The sequence below is a fragment of the Nonomuraea sp. NPDC050680 genome, assembly GCF_040654555.1.
Taxonomy (GTDB): domain Bacteria; phylum Actinomycetota; class Actinomycetes; order Streptosporangiales; family Streptosporangiaceae; genus Nonomuraea.
In genome coordinates this window covers 232,768-258,311 of sequence record NZ_JBFAIF010000003.1, presented here as the reverse complement: position 1 = coordinate 258,311, position 25,544 = coordinate 232,768, and the positions used below count along the sequence as shown (strand labels likewise).

At 69.7% G+C, this 25,544-nt stretch carries 24 protein-coding genes; 11 read left to right on the top strand and 13 right to left on the bottom strand.

From position 1 onward, the window contains the following. Window positions 1-203: 203 nt before the first annotated feature. The 6 genes from gatA to AB0H88_RS12305 form a co-directional block, all read right to left on the bottom strand. Window positions 204-1,694 (bottom strand): Asp-tRNA(Asn)/Glu-tRNA(Gln) amidotransferase subunit GatA, encoded by a 1,491-nt coding sequence (gene gatA, locus AB0H88_RS12330; protein WP_357643553.1) that lies wholly within the window; start codon window positions 1,692-1,694, stop codon window positions 204-206. Then, window positions 1,691-1,990: an Asp-tRNA(Asn)/Glu-tRNA(Gln) amidotransferase subunit GatC gene (gatC, locus tag AB0H88_RS12325; protein ID WP_357643551.1), complete on the bottom strand. Its 300-nt coding sequence runs from the start codon at window positions 1,988-1,990 to the stop codon at window positions 1,691-1,693. The genes gatA and gatC overlap by 4 nt, the downstream gene beginning before the upstream one ends. Before the next feature lie 160 nt (window positions 1,991-2,150). Next, window positions 2,151-4,223, bottom strand: a complete 2,073-nt coding sequence (locus tag AB0H88_RS12320; RefSeq protein WP_357643549.1) for an EAL domain-containing protein — start codon at window positions 4,221-4,223, stop codon at window positions 2,151-2,153. A 219-nt stretch (window positions 4,224-4,442) separates the two neighbouring features. Further along, window positions 4,443-6,626 (bottom strand): NAD-dependent DNA ligase LigA, encoded by a 2,184-nt coding sequence (gene ligA / locus AB0H88_RS12315; protein ID WP_357643547.1) that lies wholly within the window; start codon window positions 6,624-6,626, stop codon window positions 4,443-4,445. Window positions 6,627-6,786: 160 nt separating this feature from the next. Next, window positions 6,787-7,206 (bottom strand): hypothetical protein, encoded by a 420-nt coding sequence (locus AB0H88_RS12310; protein WP_357643545.1) that lies wholly within the window; start codon window positions 7,204-7,206, stop codon window positions 6,787-6,789. Window positions 7,207-7,220: 14 nt separating this feature from the next. Continuing rightward, a complete protein-coding gene (locus tag AB0H88_RS12305; RefSeq protein ID WP_357643543.1) occupies window positions 7,221-8,213 on the bottom strand; it encodes a methionine synthase in 993 nt (330 codons plus the stop codon). Between the two features lie 23 nt (window positions 8,214-8,236). Here AB0H88_RS12305 and AB0H88_RS12300 point away from each other — a divergent pair, with 23 nt between their 5' ends. Continuing rightward, window positions 8,237-8,869 carry an MBL fold metallo-hydrolase gene (locus AB0H88_RS12300; RefSeq protein WP_357643541.1) on the top strand — a complete coding sequence of 211 codons (633 nt, stop codon included), beginning with the start codon at window positions 8,237-8,239 and terminating at the stop codon, window positions 8,867-8,869. Window positions 8,870-8,897: 28 nt separating this feature from the next. On the opposite strand, the gene mnmA is transcribed toward AB0H88_RS12300, so the two are convergent. Further along, window positions 8,898-9,983 (bottom strand): tRNA 2-thiouridine(34) synthase MnmA, encoded by a 1,086-nt coding sequence (mnmA, locus tag AB0H88_RS12295; RefSeq protein WP_357643540.1) that lies wholly within the window; start codon window positions 9,981-9,983, stop codon window positions 8,898-8,900. Window positions 9,984-10,062: 79 nt separating this feature from the next. On the opposite strand from mnmA, the gene AB0H88_RS12290 reads away from it, so the two are divergent. Further along, complete coding sequence (locus AB0H88_RS12290; protein WP_357643538.1) at window positions 10,063-11,115, top strand: DUF695 domain-containing protein; 1,053 nt, start codon at window positions 10,063-10,065, stop codon at window positions 11,113-11,115. Between the two features lie 72 nt (window positions 11,116-11,187). Here AB0H88_RS12290 and AB0H88_RS12285 read toward each other — a convergent pair whose 3' ends face one another. Next, complete coding sequence (locus tag AB0H88_RS12285; protein WP_357643536.1) at window positions 11,188-12,351, bottom strand: cysteine desulfurase family protein; 1,164 nt, start codon at window positions 12,349-12,351, stop codon at window positions 11,188-11,190. 53 nt (window positions 12,352-12,404) lie between these two features. Here AB0H88_RS12285 and AB0H88_RS12280 point away from each other — a divergent pair, with 53 nt between their 5' ends. The 4 genes from AB0H88_RS12280 (at window position 12,405) to AB0H88_RS12265 (ending at window position 15,458) form a co-directional block, all read left to right on the top strand. Next, entirely contained in the window at window positions 12,405-12,911 is a 507-nt protein-coding gene (locus tag AB0H88_RS12280) for a TetR/AcrR family transcriptional regulator (protein ID WP_357643534.1), read from the top strand. A gap of 155 nt (window positions 12,912-13,066) precedes the next feature. Beyond that, window positions 13,067-14,257, top strand: coding sequence for an MFS transporter (locus AB0H88_RS12275; RefSeq protein ID WP_357643533.1), 1,191 nt, complete (start codon window positions 13,067-13,069; stop codon window positions 14,255-14,257). Between the two features lie 77 nt (window positions 14,258-14,334). Next, window positions 14,335-15,009, top strand: coding sequence for a rhomboid family intramembrane serine protease (locus tag AB0H88_RS12270; RefSeq protein ID WP_357643531.1), 675 nt, complete (start codon window positions 14,335-14,337; stop codon window positions 15,007-15,009). Then, entirely contained in the window at window positions 15,006-15,458 is a 453-nt protein-coding gene (locus AB0H88_RS12265) for an HIT family protein (RefSeq protein ID WP_357643529.1), read from the top strand. The genes AB0H88_RS12270 and AB0H88_RS12265 overlap by 4 nt, the downstream gene beginning before the upstream one ends. Window positions 15,459-15,465: 7 nt before the next feature. Here the strand turns inward: AB0H88_RS12265 and AB0H88_RS12260 are convergent, their stop codons facing one another. After that, window positions 15,466-16,674: a helix-turn-helix transcriptional regulator gene (locus AB0H88_RS12260; RefSeq protein WP_357643527.1), complete on the bottom strand. Its 1,209-nt coding sequence runs from the start codon at window positions 16,672-16,674 to the stop codon at window positions 15,466-15,468. Window positions 16,675-16,941: 267 nt separating this feature from the next. On the opposite strand from AB0H88_RS12260, the gene AB0H88_RS12255 reads away from it, so the two are divergent. The 5 genes from AB0H88_RS12255 (at window position 16,942) to AB0H88_RS12235 (ending at window position 20,489) form a co-directional block, all read left to right on the top strand. Beyond that, window positions 16,942-17,403, top strand: a complete 462-nt coding sequence (locus AB0H88_RS12255) for an ATP-binding protein (protein ID WP_357643525.1) — start codon at window positions 16,942-16,944, stop codon at window positions 17,401-17,403. 355 nt (window positions 17,404-17,758) lie between these two features. Continuing rightward, window positions 17,759-18,718 (top strand): radical SAM protein, encoded by a 960-nt coding sequence (locus AB0H88_RS12250; RefSeq protein ID WP_357643523.1) that lies wholly within the window; start codon window positions 17,759-17,761, stop codon window positions 18,716-18,718. Window positions 18,719-18,730: 12 nt separating this feature from the next. Then, window positions 18,731-19,576, top strand: a complete 846-nt coding sequence (locus AB0H88_RS12245; protein ID WP_357643521.1) for an aminoglycoside phosphotransferase — start codon at window positions 18,731-18,733, stop codon at window positions 19,574-19,576. Window positions 19,577-19,641: 65 nt separating this feature from the next. Next, window positions 19,642-20,307 carry an AAA family ATPase gene (locus AB0H88_RS12240; RefSeq protein ID WP_357643519.1) on the top strand — a complete coding sequence of 222 codons (666 nt, stop codon included), beginning with the start codon at window positions 19,642-19,644 and terminating at the stop codon, window positions 20,305-20,307. Further along, window positions 20,247-20,489 carry an ATP-binding protein gene (locus tag AB0H88_RS12235; RefSeq protein ID WP_357644754.1) on the top strand — a complete coding sequence of 81 codons (243 nt, stop codon included), beginning with the start codon at window positions 20,247-20,249 and terminating at the stop codon, window positions 20,487-20,489. Before AB0H88_RS12240 ends, AB0H88_RS12235 begins: the two co-directional genes overlap by 61 nt. Window positions 20,490-20,506: 17 nt before the next feature. Here AB0H88_RS12235 and AB0H88_RS12230 read toward each other — a convergent pair whose 3' ends face one another. The 4 genes from AB0H88_RS12230 to AB0H88_RS12215 form a co-directional block, all read right to left on the bottom strand. Then, window positions 20,507-21,460 (bottom strand): electron transfer flavoprotein subunit alpha/FixB family protein, encoded by a 954-nt coding sequence (locus AB0H88_RS12230; protein ID WP_357643517.1) that lies wholly within the window; start codon window positions 21,458-21,460, stop codon window positions 20,507-20,509. 20 nt (window positions 21,461-21,480) lie between these two features. Continuing rightward, a complete protein-coding gene (locus AB0H88_RS12225; protein ID WP_357643515.1) occupies window positions 21,481-22,260 on the bottom strand; it encodes an electron transfer flavoprotein subunit beta/FixA family protein in 780 nt (259 codons plus the stop codon). A gap of 238 nt (window positions 22,261-22,498) precedes the next feature. Continuing rightward, a complete protein-coding gene (locus AB0H88_RS12220) occupies window positions 22,499-23,713 on the bottom strand; it encodes a serine/threonine-protein kinase (RefSeq protein WP_357643513.1) in 1,215 nt (404 codons plus the stop codon). 34 nt (window positions 23,714-23,747) lie between these two features. Beyond that, a complete protein-coding gene (locus AB0H88_RS12215) occupies window positions 23,748-25,544 on the bottom strand; it encodes a protein kinase (protein ID WP_357643511.1) in 1,797 nt (598 codons plus the stop codon).

Below are 25,544 nucleotides of genomic sequence, written 5' to 3'. Positions count from 1 at the left end.
GTCACCCGCATGTCCGCTTCCACGCCGATCGTGGACCTGGAGACGGAATCGTGTCTCACTGGACGGTGAAACAGCTCATGCGGTTTGCCGGGCCGCCAACCACGGCGAGGACGGCGGCACGTCGAGCTCGAAGTCAGGGAATGACTCGAACCCGTCGATCTCAATGTGCGTCAGCACGCCACCGTCCCCCTTTCGACAAGTTCCTACAGCGCCGGAGCCTTGGACAGCAGGCTGCCGCCCCAGCGGCTTTCCAGGGCCTGCTCGACCGCGGCGCCGACCCGGTAGCAGCGGTCGTCGCCCAGCACCGGGGCCATGATCTGCAGGCCGACCGGCAGCCCGTCCTCGTCGGCCAGGCCGCACGGGACCGAGATGGCCGCGTTGCCCGACAGGTTGGACGGGATCGTGCACAGGTCGGCGAGGTACATGGCCATCGGGTCGTCGGCGCGCTCGCCGATCGGGAACGCCGTCGTCGGCGTCGTCGGCGACACCAGCACGTCCACCTGGTGGTAGGCGGCCTCGAACTCGCGCGAGATGACCGTGCGCACCTTCTGCGCCTGGCCGTAGTAGGCGTCGTAGTAGCCGCTCGACAGCGCGTAGGTGCCGAGCATGATGCGCCGCTTGACCTCGGGGCCGAACCCGGCGGCCCTGGTCAGCGCCATGACCTCCTCGGCGCTGCGGGTGCCGTCGTCGCCGACGCGCAGGCCGTAGCGCATGGCGTCGAAGCGCGCCAGGTTGGAGGAGCACTCCGACGGCGCGATCAGGTAGTAGGCGGGCAGCGCGGTCGAGAACGACGGGCAGGAGACCTCGACGACCTTGGCGCCGAGCGATTCGAGCAGCTCGACGGCCTCGTGGAAGCGAGCCAGCACGCCGGCCTGGTAGCCGTCGCCGCCGAACTCCTTGACCACGCCGATGCGCATGCCGGAGATGTCGGCGTTGCGAGCGGCCTCGACCACGGACGGCACGGGCGCGTCGATCGAGGTGGAGTCCATCGGGTCGTGCCCGGAGAACGCCTCGTGCAGCAGCGCCGCGTCGAGCACGTTGCGGGCGAACGGGCCCGGCGTGTCGAGCGAGCTGGCGAACGCGATCAGGCCGTAACGCGACGAACCGCCGTAGGTCGGCTTCATGCCCACGATGCCGGTCACAGCCGCGGGCTGCCGGATCGAGCCGCCGGTGTCGGTGCCGGTGGACAGCGGCGCCTCGTACGCGGCGACGGCGGCGCTGGAACCACCGGAGGACCCGCCGGGGATCCTGGACAGGTCCCATGGGTTGTGCGTCGGGCCGTAGGCGGAGTTCTCCGTGGAGGAGCCCATGGCGAACTCGTCGAGGTTCGTCTTGCCGAGGATGACCAGTCCGGCCGCGCGCAGGCGGCTCGTGACGGTCGCGTCGTACGGCGGGCGCCAGCCTTCGAGGATCTTGGACGCGGCCGTCGTCGGCATGTCGGCGGTGGCGAAGATGTCCTTGTGCGCGATCGGCACCCCGGCCAGCGGGCCGAGCCGCTCACCGGCGTCCAGCCGGGCGTCGACGGCCCTGGCCTGCTCGACGGTGGTCTCGCGATCGACGTGCAGGAACGCGTTGACCTTGGGCTCGACCTCGGCCATGCGGTCGAGATGCGCCTCGGCCACCTCGACGGCCGTGATCTCGCCACCGGCGATCAGCGCGCCCAGCTCGGCGGCGGTCTTGTGGATCAGGCTCATGCCTCCTCCCCAAGGATGCGCGGCACCCGGAAGCGGCTGTCCTCGACGGCCGGCGCGCCGGACAGCGCCTGCTCGGGCGTCAGGGACTGTCGCACCTCGTCGGCGCGGAAGACATTGGTCAGCGGAAGCGCGTGCGACGAAGGCGGAACGTCCTCGGCGGCGACCTCTGCCACCTTCGCGACCGACTCGATGATGGCATCGAGCTGTGTGGCGTAGTGGTCGAGTTCGTCGTCGGTGAGGGCCAGCCTGGACAACCGGGCCAGGTGTGCGACCTCGTCGCGGGTTATGGCGGACATGAGTCGTGTAACCCGTTTCGTGGATGGAGTTGGGACACTGTCATCCTAGGGGCCTTGACGGAGCGACACAGAACCATTAACCCTCGCCACAGGGGTTCCACGCTCGCGACAGCTGCGGCGCCACGTACCTGGCCATTCGGTGCCCTGGGGAAGCGCCGGGTCAAGCGGTCTGGGTGACCCCGGAGCGGTAGCCGTACTCGATCTCCGGCTGGGTCTCGATGTGTTCGCGCAGCCAGACCGTGGCCTCGGCGGGCGGCATGGGCTTGTGGAACAGCCAGCCCTGACCCATCTCGCAACCCATCTCGGTGAGCCGGATGGCCACGTCGTCGGATTCGACGCCCTCGGCGACCGAGCTCAGGCCGAGCGAGCGGACCAGGTCGACGATGGAGCGCACGATCCGGTAGTCGTCGTCGGACTCGGCGATGCGCTGCACGAACGACGCGTCGATCTTGACCTCCGACACCGCCAGCCGCTGCAGCCTGATCAGCGAGGAGTAGCCAGTGCCGAAGTCGTCCAGGGACAGCGGCACGCCGAGCACGGCCAGCGCCTTGATCGTCTCGTGTGTGTAGGCCTGGTCGCCCATCAGGATGCGCTCGGTGACCTCCAGCTGGATCGCCGACGGCGGCAGCCGAAGCTTGGCCAGCCCCGCCTCCAGCTGCTCGGGCAGGGCCGAGTCGAGCAGGTCGCGGGCGGAGATGTTGACCGAGACCTGCACCCGCAGGCCGCTGTGCCACCAGCGGGAGGCCTGCTCCAGGGCCGCCTCGATGACGTATTCGGTGAGCTGGCGCATGAGGTAGGACTGCTCGGCCAGCGGGATGAACTCCGACGGCGGGATCTGGCCGTGCACCGGGTGATGCCAGCGCAGCAGGGCCTCCATGCCGTGGACGGCCCCGGTGGCCATGCCCACCTTGGGCTGATAGTGCAGCCTGAGCTCGCGGTTGTCCACGGCGCGCCGCAGGTCACCGAGAAGGTTGAGCCGTTCGGGCGAGTTGCGGTCCTTGTCCGGTTGGTAGAGCTCCACGCCGGTGCGCCCCTCCTTGGCGAGGTACATGGCCACGTCGGCGCGCTGGAGCAGCAGCTCGAAGTCGGGGGCGTGGTCGGGGTAGAGCGCGATGCCGACCGAGCCGTCCAGGTCGAACGACATGCCCTCCAGGCGTACCGGCTCGGTGAGCGCCGCGCGCAGCCGGGCGGCCACCTCACGGGCCGCGTGGGCGTCCCTGATCGAGGGCAGCAGGACGGCGAACTCGTCACCGCCCAGCCGGGCCACGACGTCGCCGGGGCGTACGGAATGGGTGAGCCGGTGGGCGACCATCTGCAGCAGCCGGTCACCGACCGGGTGGCCCATCGTGTCGTTGACCTCCTTGAACCGGTCGAGGTCGAGCAGGAACAGGCCGACCCGCTCGTCCTGGCGGGCCTCGGCGAGCGCCTCCTCGGTGCTCACGATCAGCATCTTGCGGTTGGGCAGGCCGGTCAGCTCGTCGTGCATGGCCTGGTGGTCGCGGCGCATCGACAGGGTGGCGGTGAAGTAGACCGCCGCCAGGGGCGCCACGAACAGCGGTACGAGGGTGGGTGAATGGGTCATCACGACGACGACCAGGGGCGCCAGGCCGAGCAGCGCGACGTAGACGAGGCTCTGCGGCCCGAGGCTGGCCTTCAGCACGCGGGTGATCGACCGGCGCTCGTGCAGCGCGACCGCGCCGCTCACCAGCGCGGCCCTGACGGCGAAGTAGGCGATGCCGGCCAGCGAGAGCGCCAGCAGGTCGGCGCCCGTGGGCACCCACGGCGCGGCCGGGCTCGGCACGATGCCGAACAGGCCGAGCACCACGCCGGCGGAGGTCAGCGCGAGCGTCGACTGGGCGATGTTGAACATCACCCGATGCAACGCCTTACGGGTGACGACGCCGTTCATCACCACGGCCACCGCCTGCATCAGCACCGCCACGGGCAGGCCGAAGTGCAGGAGCACGGCGAAGGTGAACATGGTGGAGGGGTACGTGCCGCCGACGGCGGTCGCCGAGGACACCATGACGGGCCTGAGCTCGCCCAGCACCACGAGCGCGGTCAGCACCCAGAACAAGGGCGTACGGGCGAGCTCCGCCAGGCCGGCCGGGTCGAGTCTGAGCATGGCCACGGCCAGCGCGGTGAAGCCGATCACGGTGATGCCGGCGAGGAACGCCCACAGAGGCGTCCCGGCGCGTGGCCCTGTGTCGCGGGTGTCGGTTGGGTCAGCCATCAGTAACAGAACCCCCATTAGGTCACTATGGGAGGGTACGACCTTCACCCCACTTCGCGAAACCAACCGCGTACGTTCCGTCACTTATCCTTCGGACATATACCCCGAAATCACTCTTAGTATACTCCCCATCAACAGTGCGTATATGATCTACGGCTGAGGAGTGACAGCCACTACGGCTGGGGGGTGGCGGCCACTACGGCTGGGGGGTGGCGGCCACTACGGCTGGGGAGTGACGGCCACCCGCGAAGCCGCCTCCGGCCCATCGGCGAGGAGCACCCCGAAGCCCTCACCGTCGAGGATCGGCACGCCCAGGCTGACCGCCTTGTCGTACTTGGACCCGGCGTTGTCGCCCGCCACCAGAAACGAGGTCTTCTTCGACACCGAGCTCGCGACCTTGCCGCCCCGATCGCTGAGCGCCTCGGCGGCGGAGTCGCGGGTGAAGCCCGGCAGCGTGCCCGTCACCACGAAGGTCAGGCCCTCGAGCGTCTGCGGCCCCTTCTCGGGAGCGGGCTCGTCCTCCATGCGCACGCCCGCGGCCCGCCAGCGGGTGATGATCTCGCGATGCCAGTCGACCTCGAACCAGGCGCGGATCGTGGCGGCCACCCGCGGCCCGATGCCCTTGATGGCCGCCAGCTCCTCCTCCGAGGCCGCCATGACGGCGTCGATCGAGCGCAGGGCGACGGCCAGGTCACGGGCCGTCGGCGGCCCGACATGGCGGATGGACAGCGCGACCAAGACATTGGCCAGTGGCGCCTGTTTGGCCCGCGTCAGCTCCTCGATGAGCTTGTGGGCGTTCTGGCTGGGCTCGCCGTTGATGTTGGAGAAGAACGAGACGATCTTCTGCTCGCCCGTCTTCGGATCGATCTTGGGCAGGCCGCTGTCCTTGTCGCGGACCACGGACTTGATCGGGATCAGCTGTTCGAGCGTCAGGTCGAACAGGTCGGCCTCCGTGCGCACGACCGGCTCCTGCGGCGGCAGCGGCTGGCTGAGCGCGGTCGCCGCGACATAGCCCAGCCCGTCGATGTCGAACGCGCTGCGCCTGGCCGCGAAGAACAACCGCTCGCGGATCTGCGCGGGACAGCCGCGGGCGTTGGGACAGCGCAGGTCGGCGTCGCCCTCCTGCTCGTAGGCCAGCTCCGTGCCGCACTCGGGGCAGTGGGTCGGCATGACGAACGGCCGCTCGGACCCGTCACGCAGGTCGGTGACCGGGCTGAGGATCTCGGGGATGACGTCGCCCGCCTTGCGCAGCACGACGGTGTCGCCGATGAGCACGCCCTTGGCGGCCACCACCGCGGCGTTGTGCAGCGTGGCGCGCTCCACCGTGGACCCGGCGACGCTGATCGGCTCCATCACACCGAACGGCGTGACGCGGCCGGTGCGGCCGACGCCCACCTGGATGTCGAGCAGCTTGGTGTTGACCTCTTCTGGCGGGTATTTGTAGGCGATCGCCCAGCGCGGCGCCCGCGAGGTGGAGCCGAGCTCGCGCTGGGTGCGGAAGTCGTCGACCTTGACCACCACGCCGTCGATCTCGTAGGGCGGGTCGTGGCGGTGCACGCGGTAATGCTCGATGAAGGCGTCGACCTCGGCGGGGTCGCCGACCACCCGGTAGAGGTCACTGACCGGCAGACCGAACTCGCGCAACCGCTCGTAGACCTCGGACTGCGCCTTGGGCTCGGCCGCGCCCTCCCAGACGCCGACACCGTGCACGATCATGCGCATCGGGCGCTGGGCGGTGATCCGCGGGTCCTTCTGGCGCAGCGAGCCGGCCGAGGCGTTGCGCGGGTTGGCGAAGGGGGCGACCCCCTGCGCGACCAGCTGCTCGTTGAGCCGCCCGAACTCCGCGACCGGCATGTAGACCTCGCCCCGGACCTCGATCAGGCTGGGGACGTCGGCTCCCTTGAGCCGGTGGGGCACGCCCTCGATGGTGCGGACGTTGGGCGTCACGTCGTCGCCCGTCCTGCCGTCGCCCCTGGTCGCGCCGCGCTCCAGCCGGCCGTCGCGGTAGACCAGCGCGATGGCCAGCCCGTCGATCTTGAGCTCACAGAGGTACGGGCCCGGCTCGCCCTCGGCCAGCCGCTCGGCCCGCGCCTGCCACGCTGCCATCCCGGCCGGGTCGAAGGCGTTGTCGAGGCTCTCCATCGGCGCCAGGTGGTCGACCTTGGCGAAGTCGCCGGCCACCGGCGCGCCGACCTTCTGCGTCGGTGAGTCGGGCGTCTGGAGACCCGGATGCGCCGCCTCCAGGGCGAGCAGTTCGTTGAACCACTCGTCGAACTGAGCGTCGCTGACCGTGGGCCGGTCGAGCACGTAATAGCGATAGCGGGCTTCCTCCACCAACTCGCTCATCTCAGCGTGCCGCTCACGCGCGGCCACGGGCACGCCATCGACGCTTGGCTCGCTCACCAGGGTCTCCTTCCGTCAAACACCCTAGGCAAACGCTATCGCCGAGCACCGACAACAGGCACCTTCCACGACGCCCGGACGGGCAGGTCACGCTGGGATCAGCGGCGTGGACGGCCGACCGCCTTTACGGGTCGGCCGCAGGGGGACCGGTGGAGGGGCGTCAGCCGCCCTGGGACCAGACGCCGTCCCAGCCCGAGCACTTGCCGGTGACCTTCACGGCCGTGCCGCGGCAGACCCGGCCCTCGATCGAGAGCATGTAGCCGGTCGGGAAGGAGAACTGCAGCGGCTTGGTCCCCGAGCAGTTGTGGAACGTCTTGGCCCCCCTGCCGCCGTCCTCCTTGACCCACCGGAACTTCAGCCACGAGCACCCGCTCCGCCCGGGGAAGTCGTAGAGCTTGCCGTTCACCACGAACCCCGGCCGGTCCAGGACGACCTTGCCCTTGGCCTTGCCCGCCTTGTCGGCGGAGTAGATGGAGCCCCAGTTCCAGATCTCCGGGTTGGCGGCGGCCGCGGCCGGAGCGGCGATCGACGCGGACGCGATCAGGAGCGTGACGCCGACCGCCACAGTGCGAAAAATCATGAAACTGAGGCTACTCACCTGGCTTGCAGGCCGCTTGCCGGATCGTCGCGCAGCACCTGGGCGCCCTTGCGGCAGGCGGCCAGGGCGGCCCGCGCGTAGCGGGGGGAGGCTCCGGCGAGCCCGCAGGCCGGGGTCAGCACGACCTGCCCGGCCAGCTTGTCGGGCGGGAACCCGAGCCGCCGCCACAGGTCCACCGCCGGCCTGGCGACGACGCCGGTATCGGGCAACCGGGTGTCGGTCCCCGGCACCACCCCGAGGAACAGCAGCAGCCCCGCCTCCAGCGCCTCCCCCACGGCGTCGTCGTCCCTGCGGCTGAGCAGGGAGGCGTCCACCGAGACGCCGCGGACGCCGGCCGTACGGAGGAGGCGGAGCGGCACCGACGGCGCGCAGCAGTGCACGATCGGGTCGCCGAACAGGCGCAGCGACTCCGCCACCCGCGAGCCCTCCACGGCGGCCAGCCGCCCGAAGCCCGAGGCGGTCGGCACGGTGCCCGCGAGCACGCCCGGCAGGCCGGGCTCGTCGAGTTGCAGGACGATCTCGGTGACCCCGGGCAGGCGCCGCCGTACCTCCGCGACGTGGTCGGCGACGCCCTGAGCGAGCGAGGCGGTCAGGTCGCGTACGGCTCCGGCGTCGGCGAGCATCTTGTCGCCGTACTTGAGCTCGATGGCGCCCGCCAGCGTCCACGGCCCGCAGACCTGCAGCTTGAGCGGCCCCGCGTAGTCGTGCCCGATCTCCTCCAGGCCGTCGAGATCGCGTCTGAGATGGTCCACCGCCCGCTGGTGGTCGCGGCCGGGCCGGTCGGACAGCCGCCAGCCCGACGGCTGCACCTCCACCGGCAGCTCGACGAGCAGCGCCGCCGTCCGCCCCACCAGGTCGGCGCCCACCCCGCGGCCTGGCAACTCCGGCAGGTACGGCAGGCCGGGCAACTCACCGAACACCACTCGGAGGGCCTCGAAATGATCCTCACCCGGATGCGACCCAACCCCGGTGGCTTCGAACATCGACATGGGACAAGCGTAGGCTCTGAAAAATGGAGCTCACCAAATACGGCCACGCGTGCGTACGGCTGAAGAAGGACGGCAACGTCCTCGTCATCGACCCTGGCGCCTTCACCGAGGGGCCCGTCCTCGACGGTGCCGGCGCGGTGCTCATCACCCACGAGCACATGGACCACGTCGACGTCGAGCGGCTCAAGGCCGCCTCTTCCGACCTGGAGATCTGGACCTGCGAGGCGGTCGCCGCCCAGCTGACGGAGGTTCCGGGGAAGGTACAGGTCGTACGGCATGGCGACGACTTCACCGCGGCGGGGTTCGACGTGAAGGTGTTCGGCGAATGGCATGCCAAGAATCACCCTGACGTGCCGATCGCGCAGAATGTCGGCTTCATGCTCGACGACGAGGTCTTCTACCCCGGTGACGCGCTGACCGTGCCGGGCGTCGAGGTGCCCACCCTCCTGGTGCCGACGAACGCTCCTTGGCTGAAGCTTCTGGAGATGGTCGACTACCTGCGTACGATCCGTCCGGCCAGGGCGTTCTCCACGCATGACGGGCTGCTCAACGACATCGGCCTCAGCCTGATCGACAACTACCTGAAGCTGGAGTCCGACAAGCAGCACGCCGACATGCGGCGGCTCAAGGTCGGCGAGTCGGTGGAACTGCCTTGAGATCAGCCGTGGCCTAGCAGTCCTTAGGTCAGCCCGCCGAGGCGATGGTGGCCGAGCCGATCACGGTCTCACCCGAATAGAGCACCGCCGCCTGCCCCGCCGCGACCCCCGTGGCGGGGCGGTCGAGCGTGATGCGCAGCCCGTCGCCGACCTCCTCGAAGTGGCACCCATAGACCTCGCCGTGGGCCCGCAACTGCACCCTCAGCTCGCCCGGCGAGGCCGCCAACGCGGCCGAAGCCGGCTCCGTCGGCCCGTTCCAGACCGGCCGGGCGCAGGTGATCGAGGTGACCTCCAGCGCCGAGCGCGGCCCCACCGTGACCGTGTTGGACACGGGCTCGATCGACAGCACGTAACGCGGCCTGCCGTCGGCGGCGGGCCGGTCGATGTGCAGGCCCTTGCGCTGGCCGATCGTGAAGCCGTGGGCGCCGTGGTGGTTGCCGACGACCTCGCCTTCCTGGTCGACGATCGGCCCTTCGGCCGCGCCGAGCCGCTTGGCCAGGAAGCCGCGGGTGTCGCCGTCGGCGATGAAGCAGATGTCGTGGCTGTCGGGCTTGTCGGCGACCGTCAGGCCCCGCCTGGCGGCCTCCTCGCGTACCTCGGCCTTGGTCGAGTCGCCCAGCGGGAAGATCGCGTGGCCGAGCTGCTCGCGGGTGAGCACGCCCAGCACGTAGGACTGGTCCTTGCCCTGGTCGGCGCTCCTCGACAGCACGCCGTCGACCAGCCTGGCGTGGTGGCCGGTGGCGACCGCGTCGAAGCCCAGCGCGAGCGCCCGGTCGAGCACCGCCGAGAACTTGATCTTCTCGTTGCACCGCAGGCACGGGTTGGGCGTGCGGCCCGCCGCGTATTCGGCCACGAAGTCCTCGACCACATCGCGCTGGAAGCGCTCGGCCATGTCCCAGATGTAGAACGGGATGCCGATCACGTCGGCCGCGCGCCGCGCGTCGCGGGAGTCCTCGACCGTGCAGCAGCCCCTGGCCCCCGTACGGTGGGATTGGGGGTTGGCCGACAAGGCCAGATGCACACCAGTGACGTCGTGACCGGCCTCGGCGATCCGGGCGGCGGCCACGGCGGAGTCGACGCCGCCCGACATGGCGGCAAGCACACGCAATCCCATGACCATCCCAGCGTACTGTCCCGCCAAGCGTGCTCGGCCATCTGCACAACCGGGCTCCGCGTCTGGGAGTATTCAGGCCATGCGACTGTTCGGGCGCAAGGACGACGACGAAGAGCCCATCGAGCCGAGCGACGGCATCGCGTCGTTCTGGGCGTGGTGGGAGGAGACCAGGCCGCGGCTCGACTCGCTGGTGGCCTCCGGCGACGCCGAGCTGCTGTGGGAGACGATCGCCCCGGCCGTGGCCGCGGTGCATCCCGGCCTGGTCTGGGAGGTGGCTCCCGGCAGGGACGCGGCGCACGCGCTGGTCCTGACCGCCGCCGGCGACGCCGAGCTGCGTTCGCTGGCGCACCGCCTGGTCAAGGGGGCGCCGCCCGCCGACCTGCTGTGGGAGTTCCATCCGTCGCGCCAGGTCAACCCGCAGGCGCTGGAGCTCACGATCGACGTGGGCGGCTTCGAGTTCGCCTTCGACAAGCTGATGCTGGGGCTGCGGGTGCCGCCCAACTCGCCGCGCGTGGACGTGGCCGCCTATCACCCGATCTTCGGCCAGCTCGACGAGGACACCCGGCTGGAGACCACACTGCTGGCCCTCGACTGGCTGCTCGGCGAGGACGACGTGGCCCGCTGGGTGGGCGAGATCACCCCGGCGACGTTCCAGCCGATCGACTCGGTCGCCGCCGTACACCTGCCCGCCGTGGTGGCCGACCTGGCCTCCGGCTACGAACAGGAGCAGTGGGCGCTGCTGGAGGGCCAGACGGCGGCCGGCGCGCCGCTGGTCGCCACCGCCCGCTATCCGCTGCGGCCGGTCGACTATCCGCTCTTCGACCAGCACATCGCGATCACGCTCCCGTACGCGCACCGCGACGAGAACGGGCTGCCCGTCGGGGAGTCGCTGACGGCGCTGCGCGACTTCGAGGAACGGCTGGCCGCGCGGCTGCTCAAGCTCCACGACGACGCCGTGCTGGTGGCACACCTGAGCGCGGAGAGTCACCGGGTCATCCACATCTACGCCGACCCGACCGGCGACGCGGCGATCCACGCCAAGGAGCTGATCGTGGGCTGGGAGGAAGGGGAGCCGCGGGTCGACGTGGCCACCGACCCCGCGTGGAGCGCGGTGGTGGCCTTCATCAACTAACGCTTCATCACCTGGCCCTTTGTCAGCCCAGCTCAGCCCAGCTCAGCTCAGCCCAGCTCAGCCCAGCTCAGCTCAGCTCAGGCCGGCGCGGCGGGCGCGTTCGACCGCCGCGGGGAGCACCTCGATCAGCCGGTCGACGTCGTCGTGGGTCGAGGTGTGGCCGAGGGAGAACCTGAGCGAGCCCCTGGCCGCCGCCGAGTCGGCGCCCATCGCCAGGAGTACGTGGGAGGGCTGGGCCACCCCGGCCGAGCAGGCGGACCCGGTCGAGCACTCCACGCCCTTGGCGTCGAGCAGCATGAGCAGGGCGTCGCCCTCGCAGCCGGGGAAGGAGAAGTGGGCGTTTCCCGGCAGCCGGTCCGTCGGGTCGCCGTTGAGCAGCACGTCGGGGACCGCCTGCCGTACGCGCTGGATGAGCTCGTCCCGCAGCGCGGTCAGGCGGCGGCTCAGCGACTCCTGCTCGCCGACCGCGACCCGGATGGCGGTGGCGAGAGCGGCGATGGCGGGCGCGTCGAGCGTGCCTGAGCGCACGTCCCGCTCCTGGCCGCCGCCGTGCATGACCGAGACCGGAGTCATTCCGCGGGCCAGCAGCAGCGCGCCGACGCCCATCGGGCCGCCGACCTTGTGGCCGGTCACCGTCAGCGCGTCGGCGCCGGAGTCGGCGAACGACACCGGCAGCTGCCCGATCGCCTGCACGGCGTCGGTGTGGAAGGGGATGCCGCTGTCGTGGGCGATGGCGGCCAGCATGTGCACCGGCTGGACCGTGCCCACCTCGTTGTTGGCCCACATGACGCTGATCATGGCGACGTCGTCGGGGTCGCGGGCGATGGCGTCGCGCAGCGTGTCGGGATGCACCCGGCCGAACTCGTCGACCTCCAGCAACTCGAGCCGCGCGCCCTGGCTGTCGGCCAGCCAGTGGGCCGGATCGAGCGTCGCGTGGTGCTCGACCGAGCTGACCAGCACCCGCTTCTTCGGCCGGCGTGCCCAGTAGAGGCCCTTGACGGCGAGGTTGTCCGCCTCGGTGCCGCCCGAGGTGAACACCACCTCGCTCGGCCTGGCGCCCAGCGTGTCGGCGATGGTCTCGCGCGACTCCTCGACGACTCTGCGCACTCGGCGGCCGGTCGCGTGCAGCGAGGACGCGTTTCCGACCAGGCCGAGTTGCTCCGTCATGGCCTCGATCGCCTCGGGAAGCATGGGCGTGGTCGCCGCGTGATCAAGGTAGGCCGACGGTCTGCTCACCCGGAAAGCGTATCCCCTTTGCTACTGTACCGTCCGGACGGTACAGTAGAGGCATGAGAAGGGACGAGCTACTGGACGCGGCAGAGGATCTCCTCTGTGACCAGGGCTCGACCGCGCTGACCCTGTCCGCGGTGGCCGATCGGGCCGGCGTGAGCAAGGGCGGCCTCCTCTATCACTTCTCCTCCAAGGAAGCCCTGATCAAGGGCATGGTGGAGCGGCTGATCGACGACTTCGACGAGCTGATGGCCGCCCAGGGCGACCCCACCTACACCGAGCGCTACCTCGCGGCGACGCTTGAGGCCGTGCGCTCCAACCGGCTGCGACGATGGGCCGTGGTCACGGGGGCGTCGGGCAACCTGTTCCTGCTCGCGCCGATCCGCGAGGCGATGGCCCGCTGGCATCGCGAGGGGCTCGACGACGAGCCCGACCGGGTGGCGTCCCAGATCGTCCGGCTGGCGTGCGAGGGGCTGTGGGACGTGGCGAGCCACGATCCCGGCCTCCACGCCGAGAGCGACCTGCGCGCCCTGGAGGCCCGCTGTCGCGCCCTCCTCAAACCCTGACTGCCCCCTCCGCCCCGAGCCACCTGACGCGCTTCTCAGTCTCTGACGCGCGCTCCTAAGCCCCCAACACCTACGCCGCCCGCGCTCGCGCTCGTGTCACGAGCGCCGGGCCGCGCTGCATGCCAATTAATGAGTGATTTGCGAGGTATGTACCAATGATCCGCGACTTGAGGATCGCCCGTTACGGGGCGGTTCTTACTTTCGTCCTGGCCGGGCTCCTGGTGGGCACGATGACCGTGCGCATCCCGGCGTTGACCGACAAGCTCGGCCTGTCCGAGTCGGCGGTCGGCCTGATCCTGCTGGCGTGGGGTGTGGGCGCGCTGATCACCATGCAGTCCATGCGCCGGGTCATGAGCCGGGCGGGCAGCAAGACCGTCCTGCGGATCGGCGGCCCGCTGACGGCGCTCGGCCTGGTGGGCGTGGCCTTCGCGCCGAACCTCCCGCTGCTGCTGGCCGCGGCCGCGTTCTTCGGCATGGCGTTCGGCATGGTGGACATCGCGATGAACGCCCAGGGATCCACGGTCGAGCGGGCCTACGGACGCCCGCTGCTGAACGGCATGCACGCGGGCTGGTGCGTGGGCGCGATCTCGGCGGGCGCTCTGGGCAGCCTGTCGATCGCCCTGGGACTGTCGTTCACCGCGAACGTGGCGCTGGTCGGTCTGGTCTCGCTGCCGGTGACGGTCCTGCTGGGCCGTACGTACCTGCCCGAGGCCCCGGCCGTCTCGGCCACCACCAAGGCCGGCCGCCGCCTGCCCCCGATCGTCTACCTGCTCGGCGCTCTGATGTTCTTCGCGTTCATGGTGGAGGGCACGGTCGCCGACTGGAACGGGCTGTTCATGCGCGACACCCTCGGCGCGCCGGAGGCGCTGGCCGCGCTCGGCTACCCGGTCTTCGAGGTGGGCATGCTGGTCGCCAGGCTCACCGGCGACAGGCTGCGGACCCGGTTCGGGGTACGCGGCATCATGACGGCCTCCGGCGTGGCCACCGCGGGGTTCTTCACCGTCGTCCTGGCCGCGCCCGCGCCGCTGGTGGCGGTGCTGGCGATGTTCTTCGTCGGCCTCGGTGTGGCGACGATCTCGCCGATGACGCTCTCGCTGGCCGGGACCGCCACCGACACCCCCGGCCCGGCGATCGCCCAGGCGGGCGCCATGGGCTACGCGGGACTGCTGCTCGGCCCGGTGGTGATCGGCTTCCTGACGGACGCCACGTCGCTGCGTGTCGCGCTCGGGATCGCGGTGGTGCTGGGCGTGGCGATCGCGGTGGCCGCCCGCTTCCTGCCGCGCGAGGAGCCCGCGGTGGTCACTGCCGGCCCGGCTGTCAGGGAGCCCGAACTCGCCACCGCCTGACCCCATGACATTTGTCCTGGTTCAGCGGCTTACATTCTGCACTGCCCCGATCCGCAGATCAGTGTGAGGCTGAGCCCATGGTCAAACCAATCGTCACCGCCTCAGTCCTCGTCGTGACCGCCGTGCCGAGTGTCCTCCAGTTCTTCCTCCCCGGCCTGGAGCCCGCACTCATGCGCGACCCGGCGGCTATCCGCGCCGGGGAATGGTGGCGGCCGGCGACCTCCCTCGTCGTCCAGGACAGCGGTGTGTTCGGCACACTGTTCAACCTGGCGTTCCTGGCGGTGCTCGGGTACCTCGCCGAGCGCTCGCTCGGGCCTGCCCGCTGGCTCATCCTGTACGCCGCGGGCGCCGCGGCCGGGCAGGCGGCCGGATACCTGTTCAACGACCCGGGAGCCGGGAACTCGATCGCCTTGTGCGGCCTGGCGGCGGGCCTGGCCATCGCCTGCGAGGGGTCACTGGAGCGCTCCGTGGGCGCCTTCTACGCGGTGATGCTGGGCGCGTCCGCCCTCGCGCCCTCCGGCGGCATCTGGAGCTGGGTGGTGACGGTCGCGCTCACCGCGGCCGGGTTCCAGCTGGTGGTCCGCCACGAGCGGCTGCCCGTGTGGCTCTTCCCCGTCGTCCTCGCGGTCGTCGGCGTCACGCTCAGCGCCTTGGCCGACCTCCACGGCGTGGCCCTGCTGGGTGGCATGATCGCGGCATGGGCTCTGACCGGAAAGTCCCGTTCGACCTCGCAGCCTACGTCGCTCGCGTGAAGGGCGGGCCGTGCTTCATCTGCGCCATCGTGGCCGGTGACCCGGCCTACGACCTGGAGGAGATCGTCTACGAGGACGAACGCCACCTGGCGTTCCTGGCCCGCTACCCGACGATGCCGGGCTATGTCCTGGTGTGCCCGAAGGTCCACGTCGAGCACGCGGTCCGCGATCTCGACGAGGACGACTACCTCGATCTCATGCGCGTCGTACGGCGGGTGGCGCTGGCCGTCGAGGCGACGGTGCCGTCCGAACGCACGTACCTGCTCACGCTCGGCAGCCAGCAGGGCAACGCGCACCTGCACTGGCACGTGGCCCCGCTGCCGCCCGGCACCCCCTACGAGGAGCAGCAGTATTACGCGCTCATGTCGGAGAACGGGGTGATCCCCTGGTCGACCGGCCAGGCCCGGGAGCTCGCGGACCGGATCCGGGAGGCGCTCGCCGAGGCGTGATTTGGGATCACCTCACGTGATCTGCCACCTGCTCTTGGAGTCCGTACCGCTTGGCGCTTTCCATCATCATCTTGATGTCGGCGGCGATCCGAGTTGATTGCACATCGGACGCCGTCTGTGCGACGTACCGCACCCGTTCGACGCCGCCCTCATGATCCCCGGCTTTGAGGTCCAGCACTGCGAGACGGGCAAGGCACCGCAGGCCCGTTCTCGTCCGGCCAGGATCGAGGTGCTCCACGGCAGCCGTGAGCCGTTCCCGCGCACGGACGTCGTCGCCGAGCGCGAACAATGCGAGCCCGAGGGCGCTGTCGTGATGACCTGGCGAGAATGTGATCTGCCGGGCCCACGGCGGGGCAAGCGCCGCCGTCTCTCGTTCGAGGGCCGCCTCGGCCCGCTGGACGTGCCGCAGACCCGCCTCGATGTCTCCGGCTACAGCGCAGTGCCGGGCCGCCACGGCATGTAGATTAGCCTGCTCGGCTGAGCTGATCCGCTCGTCGCCGAGCGCCATCCGCAGGATCTCGACCCCGTCCGCCGGCCGACCCATGTCGGTAAGCACAGTGGACAAGTCGAGCATGATGTGGGCCCTCAAGTCCCGATCCGGGCCCTTGGCCGCTGCGTCGAGGGCGAACGTCAGCAGTTGGACTGCTCGCGGACTGGACCCGGCGTCGAAAGTGTTCCACCCGAGACGGTCTGCGAGCAGCCCCATGGCTGACCGCAGCCGTTCCCGGACGGCAGTATCCATGCTGCCCTTCGCGAGGGATGTCGCCCACCTGAGCACGCCGCTCGCCATCGCGGCGGCGACGTCGCCATGACGGGCTAGGTCCATGCTCATGTACAACTCGGTGGCGCGCTCGATCGCCTGAACGTCCGCCAGTCCGACTCGTGCGGGGGGCATCTCGTAAGTCTCGAAAATGCGGGCAATCGGGTCCAGAGCAGCTGTCCCGAGGGAAGCCGCTGCGATGGAGCCGAGGAGTTCTCGTCGCCTCACATCATTGACGGTACCCGCCAGGGCCCCTTCATCATCAGTGTCCGTCGTTGCCGCAACGGGCACACCAAGCGCCATTTCGTAGGCCAGCACCAGAGCCGGGGTGACCTGCCGCTCCCCCCGTTCCACGCGGCTGAGATGTCCCTTGGAGACGGTAGTAACCGAAGCCATCTCATCGAGACTGAGGCCACGGGATTCCCGCAGCTCACGCAGATCTCGACCGGTGGTCACGTCATGTGTCCTTCCGGATCTAGTTGCCGCATTCGAGTTGCGGCAACCCCGCAACGATGACTCACGCTCTGTCACGGCTGATGCTAGTGACTCGCCCCGTTGCTGTCCGCTACATCACCGTTACCCCTCGGGCAACGTGCGGGGCGATCGTTCAGCAGGGCGGAACCCGCCGAGCGTTCGCGCGCCAGATGGGTTCCTTGATCACAGAAAGGACTGCGAACCATGACGGGCCGTGGGGAGCATTACGCGGGTCTGGGAGGAGGCGCAGTGACGGAGCGGTTTCTGGGCGAGATGGTGTTTCCCGGTGAGACTTGGGTGGTGCCGGTGGTTCGTCGCTGCGTCGCGGCGATCCTGCTGGGTGCGGGTCATCGGAACGTGGACAACGCGCGGTTGATCGTCAGCGAGTTGATGTCCAACGCGATTCAGCACACGGCGTCGGGTCGTGGTGGTGGCCTCGTCGCGGTGGATGTGGTCGGCTTCGGTACCGACGTGGCGCGGATCGAGGTGACCGATGACGGAGCCCGCACCATTCCGTGTCCGCGCGTGTCCGATGACCTGGACTCTCGCGGGCGGGGCCTGAGGCTGGTGGAACAGATCTCGACCACATGGGGTATGCGGCGACTGGGCGCTGGCCACCTCACGGTCTGGGCGCAGTTCGCCACCGTGACGCACACCGCGCATCTGTGTGAGGCGGCCGGCCATGCTCTGACGCGAGAGATCGGGGCGTGAGCCAGATGGTTCTATGGGAATTTCCGCCGCGCTGCGAATCACCCCACGTTCCCGCCAGATCGGAATACGAACCGCTGAGATGGACGCCTCCGCGCGAGGGTGAACCAGAGGCGCGGGTGCTGCGGTGGACCTGCGACTGTCAGCCCCTCGTGTACGAACTGGTCACGCTCGGCGGGGCGCGTTACATCCGCCGTACCCAGCTCTTCAACGGGAAGAAGGTGGTGCATGAGACGGATCGCTGGATCGATCACGTCGCGGACGGTATGTGGAACTCCCTGCTCTTCGGACATGTGCGATGGAGCGGGTCCAACTCAGGCCATGCCCCTCTCCGGTCCTGGAACCCGTAGGAGGTTCTGTGCCAAAGCTCGATCTTCTCGATTTCGCCTGGTGGGAGATCACGGGAAAGTGCCAGCTCGCCTGTGATCACTGCTATGCCTCGTCCGGCCCCACAGGAACTCACGGAAGCTTGAGTGTGGCCGACTGGCGGTGCGTCATCACCCAGACCCGTGAGGCGGGCGCGAGGATGGGGCAGTTCATCGGAGGTGAGCCAACGCTGCATCCGGCGTTGCCCCAGCTCGTACAGCACGCGCTTAGCGCCGGCATAGACGTCGAGATCTATACGAATCTCGTCCATGTCACGCCGGAGATGTGGGAGACCTTCCGGCTGCCGGGGGTCCGTCTGGCGACCTCGTACTATTCCGACCGGTCCGACGAACACGAGGCGATCACCAAACGGCCCTCTCTCAGAGTCACCACGAAGAACATCGTCCGCGCGCGAGAACTGGGCATCCCGCTTCGTGCCGGAGTGATCGGGATTCTCGACGGGCAGCGCACCGCGCAGGCCGTCACCTCACTGGAATGGTTAGGCGTTCCCGAGGTCGGTTACGACGACCTTCGGGAGGTCGGGCGCGGCGTTCGGGAGAACGGACCGGGCCTCGATCAGCTCTGCGGCAGGTGCGGAGACCGGCAGATCGCCATCTCACCCACGGGCGAGGTGTGGCCGTGCGTGTTCTCCCGCTGGCTGCCGATCGGTAACGTCCAAACAGCATCGCTAGCCGAAATCCTTTCCGGTCAGCGGTTCGCGGAGGTAACGGGGCAGCTTCGGGAAGCATTCGATGGAGGGGGCAAGTGCGGGCCAGATGAGTGCACTCCAAGGTGCGGCCCGTCCTGTGGCCCAGCCTGCCAGCCGCAGCCCAGGACGCCGTGCAAGCCGCGTCAGGGATGCAGTCCCTCGTACGGGTCATGTGAGCCGGACAAGCGACTGTGCGACCCTGGCAGGAGTTGCAAGCCCAATCAGTGCCGTCCTACCAAGTAGGGATATTCCGACGTGACCAGCGAACATCATGAGCCGAGCGGGCAGCGCGCGTTCCTGCGTCGTCTGCTCCGTGAGGGTGCGACGCGGTTTGGCGTGGCACCCATTGGTGATGTGGTGTTCGGCTGGCGCGACCGCACCATTGGATCGGCCGTCACCTCCAGCGGCGGCCGATTCTGGTTGCGTGCCACTGCTGAGCATCAGGACTGGGCGCAGGGCGAGGTGTGGACCGGCAATCGCGATGCGGCCGACATCCGGGGCTTGCCGAAGCCGGAAGTCCTCGGGCGTGTGGAGTGGACTGAACCGCCTGTCGGCATGTACGCGGAGCTGATGACCTATGTGCCGGACAAGCCATGCTCTGCTACATCTGAGCTGCTGCAGCCCTTCGCCGCTCCAGACACGTGGTGGGCGGATCTGCGGGCGGCGCTCAACAAACTGGCCACGCACCCTACCGACCGGGGCGAACACGACCCTGACAGCGTTGTGGGCAGGCTTGAAGACTTGTACGCGCGACGCTTGGACCTGCCAAGTCCAGTTTTGCGCACTGAGCACACCGATCTGCACTGGGCCAATCTGACCAGCCCACGGCTGTGGATCTTGGATTGGGAGTACTGGGGAGCGGCTCCGTCCGGGTATGGTGCGGCTTTGCTCTACTGTCACAGTCTTCTCGTACCTGAAACGGCCGAGAAGGTGCACGAGGTGTTCGCCGACCTGCTGGATACGCCGACCGGCCTTGTCGCTCAGCTCAGCGCCGCAGCTCACATCCTCAGTCGTGGCTATCGTGTGGATGACTACGGTGAGTTGCAACGCCCTGTGTGGGCTCACGCTCATCGGCTTCTGGATGAGGCGGAAAGAGAGTAACGGTGCTCCTGACACGGCTTGCGGCTCCGCACTTGCCGAGCGGCTGGTCTGGTGGCCTGCCTCCGGTGCGCCACCTTGTCGAGCATGGGCTGACGTTCAGCCGTCCAGTTACCTTCCTGGTGGGCGAGAACGGGTCAGGGAAGTCAACGTTGGTTGAAGCCATTGCTGATGTGTGCGGCATCAACTCTGAAGGCGGCAAGGCGGGGACCAAGTACTCCTCAACTGGCGACCCCACCCCGTTGGGGGAGGTCCTTGACGCCGAACTCACCGCCACGGGGATGCGACTGCTGCAGGGTCCTCGTACCAAGCGGCGCGGATTCTTCTTCCGCGCCGAGACACTGTTCAACCTCGGGCAGAACGTGTCGGGCATGCATGGATTCTGGGAAGATGACCTTGCGGAGCAGTCCCATGGTGAGGGGTTCTTTACTGTGCTCGAACGCATGGTGTCGGGGCCGGGGCTATATCTGATGGACGAACCCGAAGCGGCCCTGTCGTTCCAGTCATGCCTACGCTTGGTCGCTCTCATGAACCGCGTTGCAGGAGAGGGCGGGCAGATCGTCTGCGCCACTCACTCGCCGATCCTCGCCAGCCTCCCGGGGGCGCAGATCATCGAAGTGGGCGAGGACGGCATTCACCCGGCAGAGTGGGAGAGCCTCCAATTGGTTGACCACTGGCGGCGCTTCCTTGCCAAGCCGGATTTCTACCTGCGGTACGCCCTGGAGACGGACTGAGAGCCGTCTTCGACCGCTTCTACCGCGCCGACGGCTCCAGGGCCAGGTCCACGGGTGGGGCGGGACTCGGACTGGCCATCGTGCGCTCCATCGTCGCCGCCCACGGGGGCCGGGTGGAGGTCCGCTCCACGCCGGGGCGGGGAGCGGCCTTCCAGGTCCTGCTCCCCGCCATCGACCAGTGACTCCGGCCCCAGCGGCGCTACTTGCGCTTGGTGACCTCTTCGGTGAGCTGCGGCACCACCTGGTGCAGGTCGCCCACGACGCCGTAGTCGGCGAGCTCGAAGATCGGCGCCTCCGGGTCCTTGTTGATCGCGACGATGGTCTTCGCGGTCTGCATCCCGGCCCGGTGCTGGATCGCGCCGGAGATGCCGGCCGCGATGTACAGCTGCGGCGACACTGTCTTGCCCGTCTGGCCCACCTGGAACTGGTGGGGGTACCAGCCCGCGTCGGTGGCGGCGCGCGAGGCGCCCACGGCCGCGCCCAGGGCGTCGGCCAGGCCCTCGATGACCGAGAAGTTCTCGGCCGAGCCGACGCCACGGCCGCCGGAGACCACTATCGCGGCCTCGGTCAGCTCGGGGCGCGCGCCCTTCTCCTGCTTCACCCGCTCCAGGACACGGGCGGCCCTGGCGGACTCGGTCAGCGTGACCGACACCTGCTCCTCGGTGCCCGCGCCCGCGGCGGCCTCGGGGGCCGTCGAGTTCGGGCGTACGGCGACGATCGGCGTGCCCTTACGCACCTTCGAGCGGACGTTGACGCCGCCGCCGAAGATGGACTGGTCGGCCACGAAGCCCTCGCCGAGGCCCACGGCGTCGGTGATGACGCCCGAGTCGGTCTTGACCGCGAGCCGGCCGGCGACCTCCTTGCCCTCGGTCGTGGCGGCCACCAGCACGGCGGCGGGCGACTTGTCGGCCACCAGCTGGGCGAGCAGCTCGGCCTTGGGCGCGACGACGTAATCGACGATCTCGTCGGCTCCGGCGACGTAGATCTTCTCGGCACCGTATTCGGCGAGCCTGGCCTTGGCTCCGTCGGTGATGCCGGGTCCGGCCCAGACGGCGGCCGGTGCGCCGAGCGAGCGGGCCAGGGTCAGCAGTTCGAGTGTGACCTTCTTGACCTCGCCGTCGACGTGCTCGACGAGAACGAGAATCTCCGACATATCAGCTGTCTCTCCCGTGCTCAGATGAACTTCTTGGACGCGAGGAAGTCGGCGGCCTTCGAGCCTCCGTCGCCCTCGTCCTTGACGATCGTGCCGGCCGCGCGCGGCGGGGCCGCGGCGAACTCGACGACCTTGGACCAGGCCGCGTCCAGGCCGACCTGGTCGGCCGCGATCTCCGCGTCGGCGATGGCCAGCGTCTCCACCGGCTTCTTCTTGGCCGCCATGATGCCCTTGAAGGACGGGTAGCGCGGGTCGTTGATCTTCTCCACCACCGACACGACGGCGGGCAACCGGGCCGCGACCTTGTCGAACCCGTAGTCGGTGATCCGCTGGATCACGATCTCGGAGCCCTCGATCTCGACCTTCTTGGCCAGCGTGAGCTGGGGTGCGCCCAGGCGCTCGGCCAGCATCGCGGCCAGCACGCCCGTACGCGCGTCGGTGGACTCCGAACCCAGGATGACCAGGTCGAAGCCGATCTTCTTGAGCACCTGTGCCATCGCATAGGAGGTCGACAGGGCGTCGGAGCCGTGCAGCGCGTCATCCGTCAGGTGGACGGCCTTGTCCGCGCCCATGGCCAGGGCCTTGCGGATGGTCTCGGTGGCCCGGCCCGGTCCCATGGTGAGAACGGTCACCTCACCGCCGTGGGCTTCCTTGAGCTTCAGGGCCTCCTCGACCGCATACTCGTCAAGCTCGTTCACCACGCCGTCGACGGCGTCACGGTCGAGCGTCTTGTCATCGGACCGGAGCTTGCGCTCGGTCGCCGTGTCGGGGACCTGCTTCACGCAGACGACGATGTTCATGGCCGGTGGCCGACCTCCCGTGTTCGCGTGCGCCGACGCTCGGCGCCTGATGCTTGCTGACAGACTGCCAGGTATCCCATGAGGGCCGTGACAGCGGGTGCTCTCGCGGCCATGTTACCCATGAGTAGCTTAGGCGCAAGCAAGCAAGGCTTACGACAAAGCACCCCCACCATACCGAACTTTATTCCGTTGCCTGAGCTCAGGCCGACAGCAGTGAGTTCAGGCCGACAGCATGGGTTCAAGCCGACAGCAGGAACACGATCCCGACCACCAGCGCCGTACCGGCGAACAGCGCGAGCGTGAACGTGCTGAAGACCGCGCTCAGCCCCAGGCAGAGCCCCGCGGCGCCGAGCATCCCGGCGAAATCGAAGATGATCCGGCTCGTCCTGTAGGGACCGCGCGCGAACAGCGCCACCCCCGCGTCGGCCACCGCTACCAGCGCGTACGCGGCCAGCAGGAACAGCGCCACCTCCGGCAGCGGCTCCCGCGCGGCGGCGGCCAGCAGCGCCACGAACAGCCCGGAGCCGATCAGCCAGCGCCTGCGTACCTTCTCCCGATGTCTGGCCCTGGACTCCTCGACCGACGGACGGCCCCGCACCTGACCCGGCCGCCACTCTCGGGTCTCCAGGTCGTGCGCCTCACCGGGCCGGGGGCGCAGAGCCGTAGCGGATGGCCGGACGTAATGGGCGGCTTCGACGCCGAGCCTGGCGCAGATCTGCGCGGCCGTCGGCCGTGCGGCCGGGTCGGTGGCCAGGCACTCGCGCAGCAGCGGGCCCAGCCAGTCGGGGACGCCCTCCAGGTCGGCGTCGTGGTGCACGACACGGTAGGCGACCGCCGAGGCCGGCCCCTGCCCGTACGGCTGGCGTCCCGTGGCCGCGTAGGCCAGCGTGGCCCCGAACGAGAACACGTCGGCCGCCATCCCCGACTCCTTGCCCTCCAGCACCTCGGGCGCCAGGTAGCCGGGCGTGCCCACCACGGCTCCCGAGGCCGTCACCGAGAGGGAGTCGAGCGCGCTGGCGATGCCGAAGTCGATGACCACCGGCTCGCCTTCGGCCATCATCACGTTGGCCGGCTTCAGATCCCGGTGCACGACGCCCGCCTCGTGCATGGCCAGCAACGCGTCGGCCAGTCCGGCGGCCAGCTGCCGGAGCTCGGCCACCGGCGTGGGGACCGCACTGAGCGGCCTGCCCTGGACGTAGCGGGTCACCAGATAGGGCTTGGCGACGTCGAGCGAGGCGTCGAGCACCTCGGCCACGTGCGGCCCGCCCACTAACCGCATCGTCTCCACCTCGCGCGCCAGCCGGGCCAGCGCGCCGCTGCCGGCCGTCACGTGCGGGTGCAGGACCTTGACCGCCACCGTACGGCCCTCGGGGTCGAGCGCCAGGTGCACCTCACCGAACCCGCCCGCTCCAAGCCGGGAGAGTAACTGATACGGGCCGAGCCGCTCGCTCATACCCCTTATCTCCCCCCGGAGCGGGCCAAGACACTTACGACCAGGGTGACAGGAACCCCATTCCCACGCCGTCGAGCAGATCGTTGATCAGGCCGGTGATCAAGCCCATCGTGCTCCGCCGCGCGCCGCTGGTCAGCTCGTTGATCACGGTCTCCGGTGCCCGCCAGGGCGCCCAGGTCGGGGCCTGGCCCATCGCGAACATCACCGCGAGCATCGCGGCCGTACCGACGATCAGGGCGGCGACCAGGGCCGCACCGGGCGTGCGCAGGATGCCGGTGAGCGAGCGCGTGACCGCCTTGCGCGGCGCGCCGCCGCCCGGCAGCACGAACAGTCCGGCCGTGAAGGCGCCCGCGCCGTACGCGGCGGCGGCGTTGACGCTCATGCCGCCGCCCCAGCGCAGCACGCCCCAGACGCAGGCGCCGAACGCCAGCGCCAGCGGCACGTGGACCAGCGTCACGAGCGCGGCCTTGACCAGCGCCCACGGCGTGCCGACCAGGACCAGCAGCGGATCGGCCGCGCTGCTCCCCCGCACCTGCCGGCGCTTGACCATGTCGCCGAAGAGGTATTCGCCCACCCGCAGCACCAACGCCAGCGCGACGGCCACCGCGCTCACCGCGACGGGCAGCACGACGGCCAGCGCGGTCAGCGCGACCAGCAGCAGCAGGCCGACGAACTGGCTGCCGACCAGGTAGCGCTTGCGCTCGGCCGGCGGTGTGTACGGGGGCGGCGGCGCGACCGGCCGCTGCTGGTGCGGCTGCGGCTGCCGGCCCGCCTGGGTGGACGGGTAGGCGGGCGGCTGGGTCGGCGGCGCCGGGTAGCCCGCGACCCGCTGGTCGGTGCGCGGGGCCGGGTGCCGGTCCGGCATCGGCGCCGGAACGTAGGGCGGCGGCCGCTCCTCGCGCGAAGGCGCGGGCGGGGTCCCGTACGCGACCGGGGGCAGCAGGTCGGAGTAGTTCTCCATGACCCGCGTCCGGTTGCCCATCCGCTTGGTGCCGGTCGGCCCGTCGGCGGACGTCTCGTGGAAGGAGGTCACCGACGGGTCCAGCGCCCTGGCCATCCGCAGGAGCTCCTGGGCGCCGGGCCGGGCATCGGGCTCTACCCGCAGCGCGCGGCTCAGCCAGCCGCGCAGCCAGGCGGGCGCCTTGTCGATCTGCGCCCGTCCTTCCATGATGTTGAAGCAGACCGCCTCGAAGGTGCCCGTGCCGAACGGCGGCGCGCCCGTCGCGGCGAAGAACACCGTGGAGGCCAGCGCGTGTACGTCGGCCGCCTGGGTGATCTCCGAGTCGCGGATGATCTCGGGCGCCAGGTAGCCGGGCGTGCCGACGAACATCCCCGTCTGCGTCAGCCGGGTGGCGTTGACCAGGTGCGCGATGCCGAAGTCGATGACCAGCGGATCGCCGTTGACCAGCATCACGTTGGACGGCTTGAAGTCGCGGTGGATCACCTCGGCGGCGTGGATGGCCACCAGCGCCTGACACAGGCCCTGGGCCAGCCTGATGACCTCGCGCGCCTCCAGCGCGCCCTCCGCCAGCACGGTCTCCTCGAGTGTGCGGCCCGGGGCGAAGCGGGTGACGACGTACGGCTGGCCGCCGACGAGCTCGGCGTCGAGCACCTCGGCCACGTGCGGGCTACGCACCCGGCGCATGGTCTCGACCTCGCGCGTCAGCCGGTCGCGGGCCTTCAGGTCGGCCGCGACATGCGGGTGCAGCACCTTGATGGCGACCTCGCGGCCCTCGGTGTCGAGGCCCAGGTGGACCACGCCCATGCCGCCCTCGCCGATCTTCCTGACCAGTCGGTAGGGGCCGAGCCGCTCCGGCGCCTGCGTGCTCAT

What these genes read in the sequence shown, in the direction of transcription:
- AB0H88_RS12230 (WP_357643517.1), bottom strand. Translation starts at nt 21,460, where the DNA reads ATGTCGGAGATTCTCGTTCTCGTCGAGCACGTCGACGGCGAGGTCAAG.
- mnmA (WP_357643540.1), bottom strand. Translation starts at nt 9,983, where the DNA reads ATGGGATTGCGTGTGCTTGCCGCCATGTCGGGCGGCGTCGACTCCGCC.
- AB0H88_RS12300 (WP_357643541.1), top strand. Translation starts at nt 8,237, where the DNA reads ATGGAGCTCACCAAATACGGCCACGCGTGCGTACGGCTGAAGAAGGAC.
- AB0H88_RS12215 (WP_357643511.1), bottom strand. Translation starts at nt 25,544, where the DNA reads ATGAGCACGCAGGCGCCGGAGCGGCTCGGCCCCTACCGACTGGTCAGG.
- AB0H88_RS12310 (WP_357643545.1), bottom strand. Translation starts at nt 7,206, where the DNA reads ATGATTTTTCGCACTGTGGCGGTCGGCGTCACGCTCCTGATCGCGTCC.
- AB0H88_RS12225 (WP_357643515.1), bottom strand. Translation starts at nt 22,260, where the DNA reads ATGAACATCGTCGTCTGCGTGAAGCAGGTCCCCGACACGGCGACCGAG.
- AB0H88_RS12220 (WP_357643513.1), bottom strand. Translation starts at nt 23,713, where the DNA reads ATGAGCGAGCGGCTCGGCCCGTATCAGTTACTCTCCCGGCTTGGAGCG.
- AB0H88_RS12280 (WP_357643534.1), top strand. Translation starts at nt 12,405, where the DNA reads ATGAGAAGGGACGAGCTACTGGACGCGGCAGAGGATCTCCTCTGTGAC.
- AB0H88_RS12305 (WP_357643543.1), bottom strand. Translation starts at nt 8,213, where the DNA reads ATGTCGATGTTCGAAGCCACCGGGGTTGGGTCGCATCCGGGTGAGGAT.
- AB0H88_RS12290 (WP_357643538.1), top strand. Translation starts at nt 10,063, where the DNA reads ATGCGACTGTTCGGGCGCAAGGACGACGACGAAGAGCCCATCGAGCCG.
- AB0H88_RS12320 (WP_357643549.1), bottom strand. Translation starts at nt 4,223, where the DNA reads ATGGCTGACCCAACCGACACCCGCGACACAGGGCCACGCGCCGGGACG.
- AB0H88_RS12270 (WP_357643531.1), top strand. Translation starts at nt 14,335, where the DNA reads ATGGTCAAACCAATCGTCACCGCCTCAGTCCTCGTCGTGACCGCCGTG.
- gatC (WP_357643551.1), bottom strand. Translation starts at nt 1,990, where the DNA reads ATGTCCGCCATAACCCGCGACGAGGTCGCACACCTGGCCCGGTTGTCC.
- gatA (WP_357643553.1), bottom strand. Translation starts at nt 1,694, where the DNA reads ATGAGCCTGATCCACAAGACCGCCGCCGAGCTGGGCGCGCTGATCGCC.
- AB0H88_RS12275 (WP_357643533.1), top strand. Translation starts at nt 13,067, where the DNA reads ATGATCCGCGACTTGAGGATCGCCCGTTACGGGGCGGTTCTTACTTTC.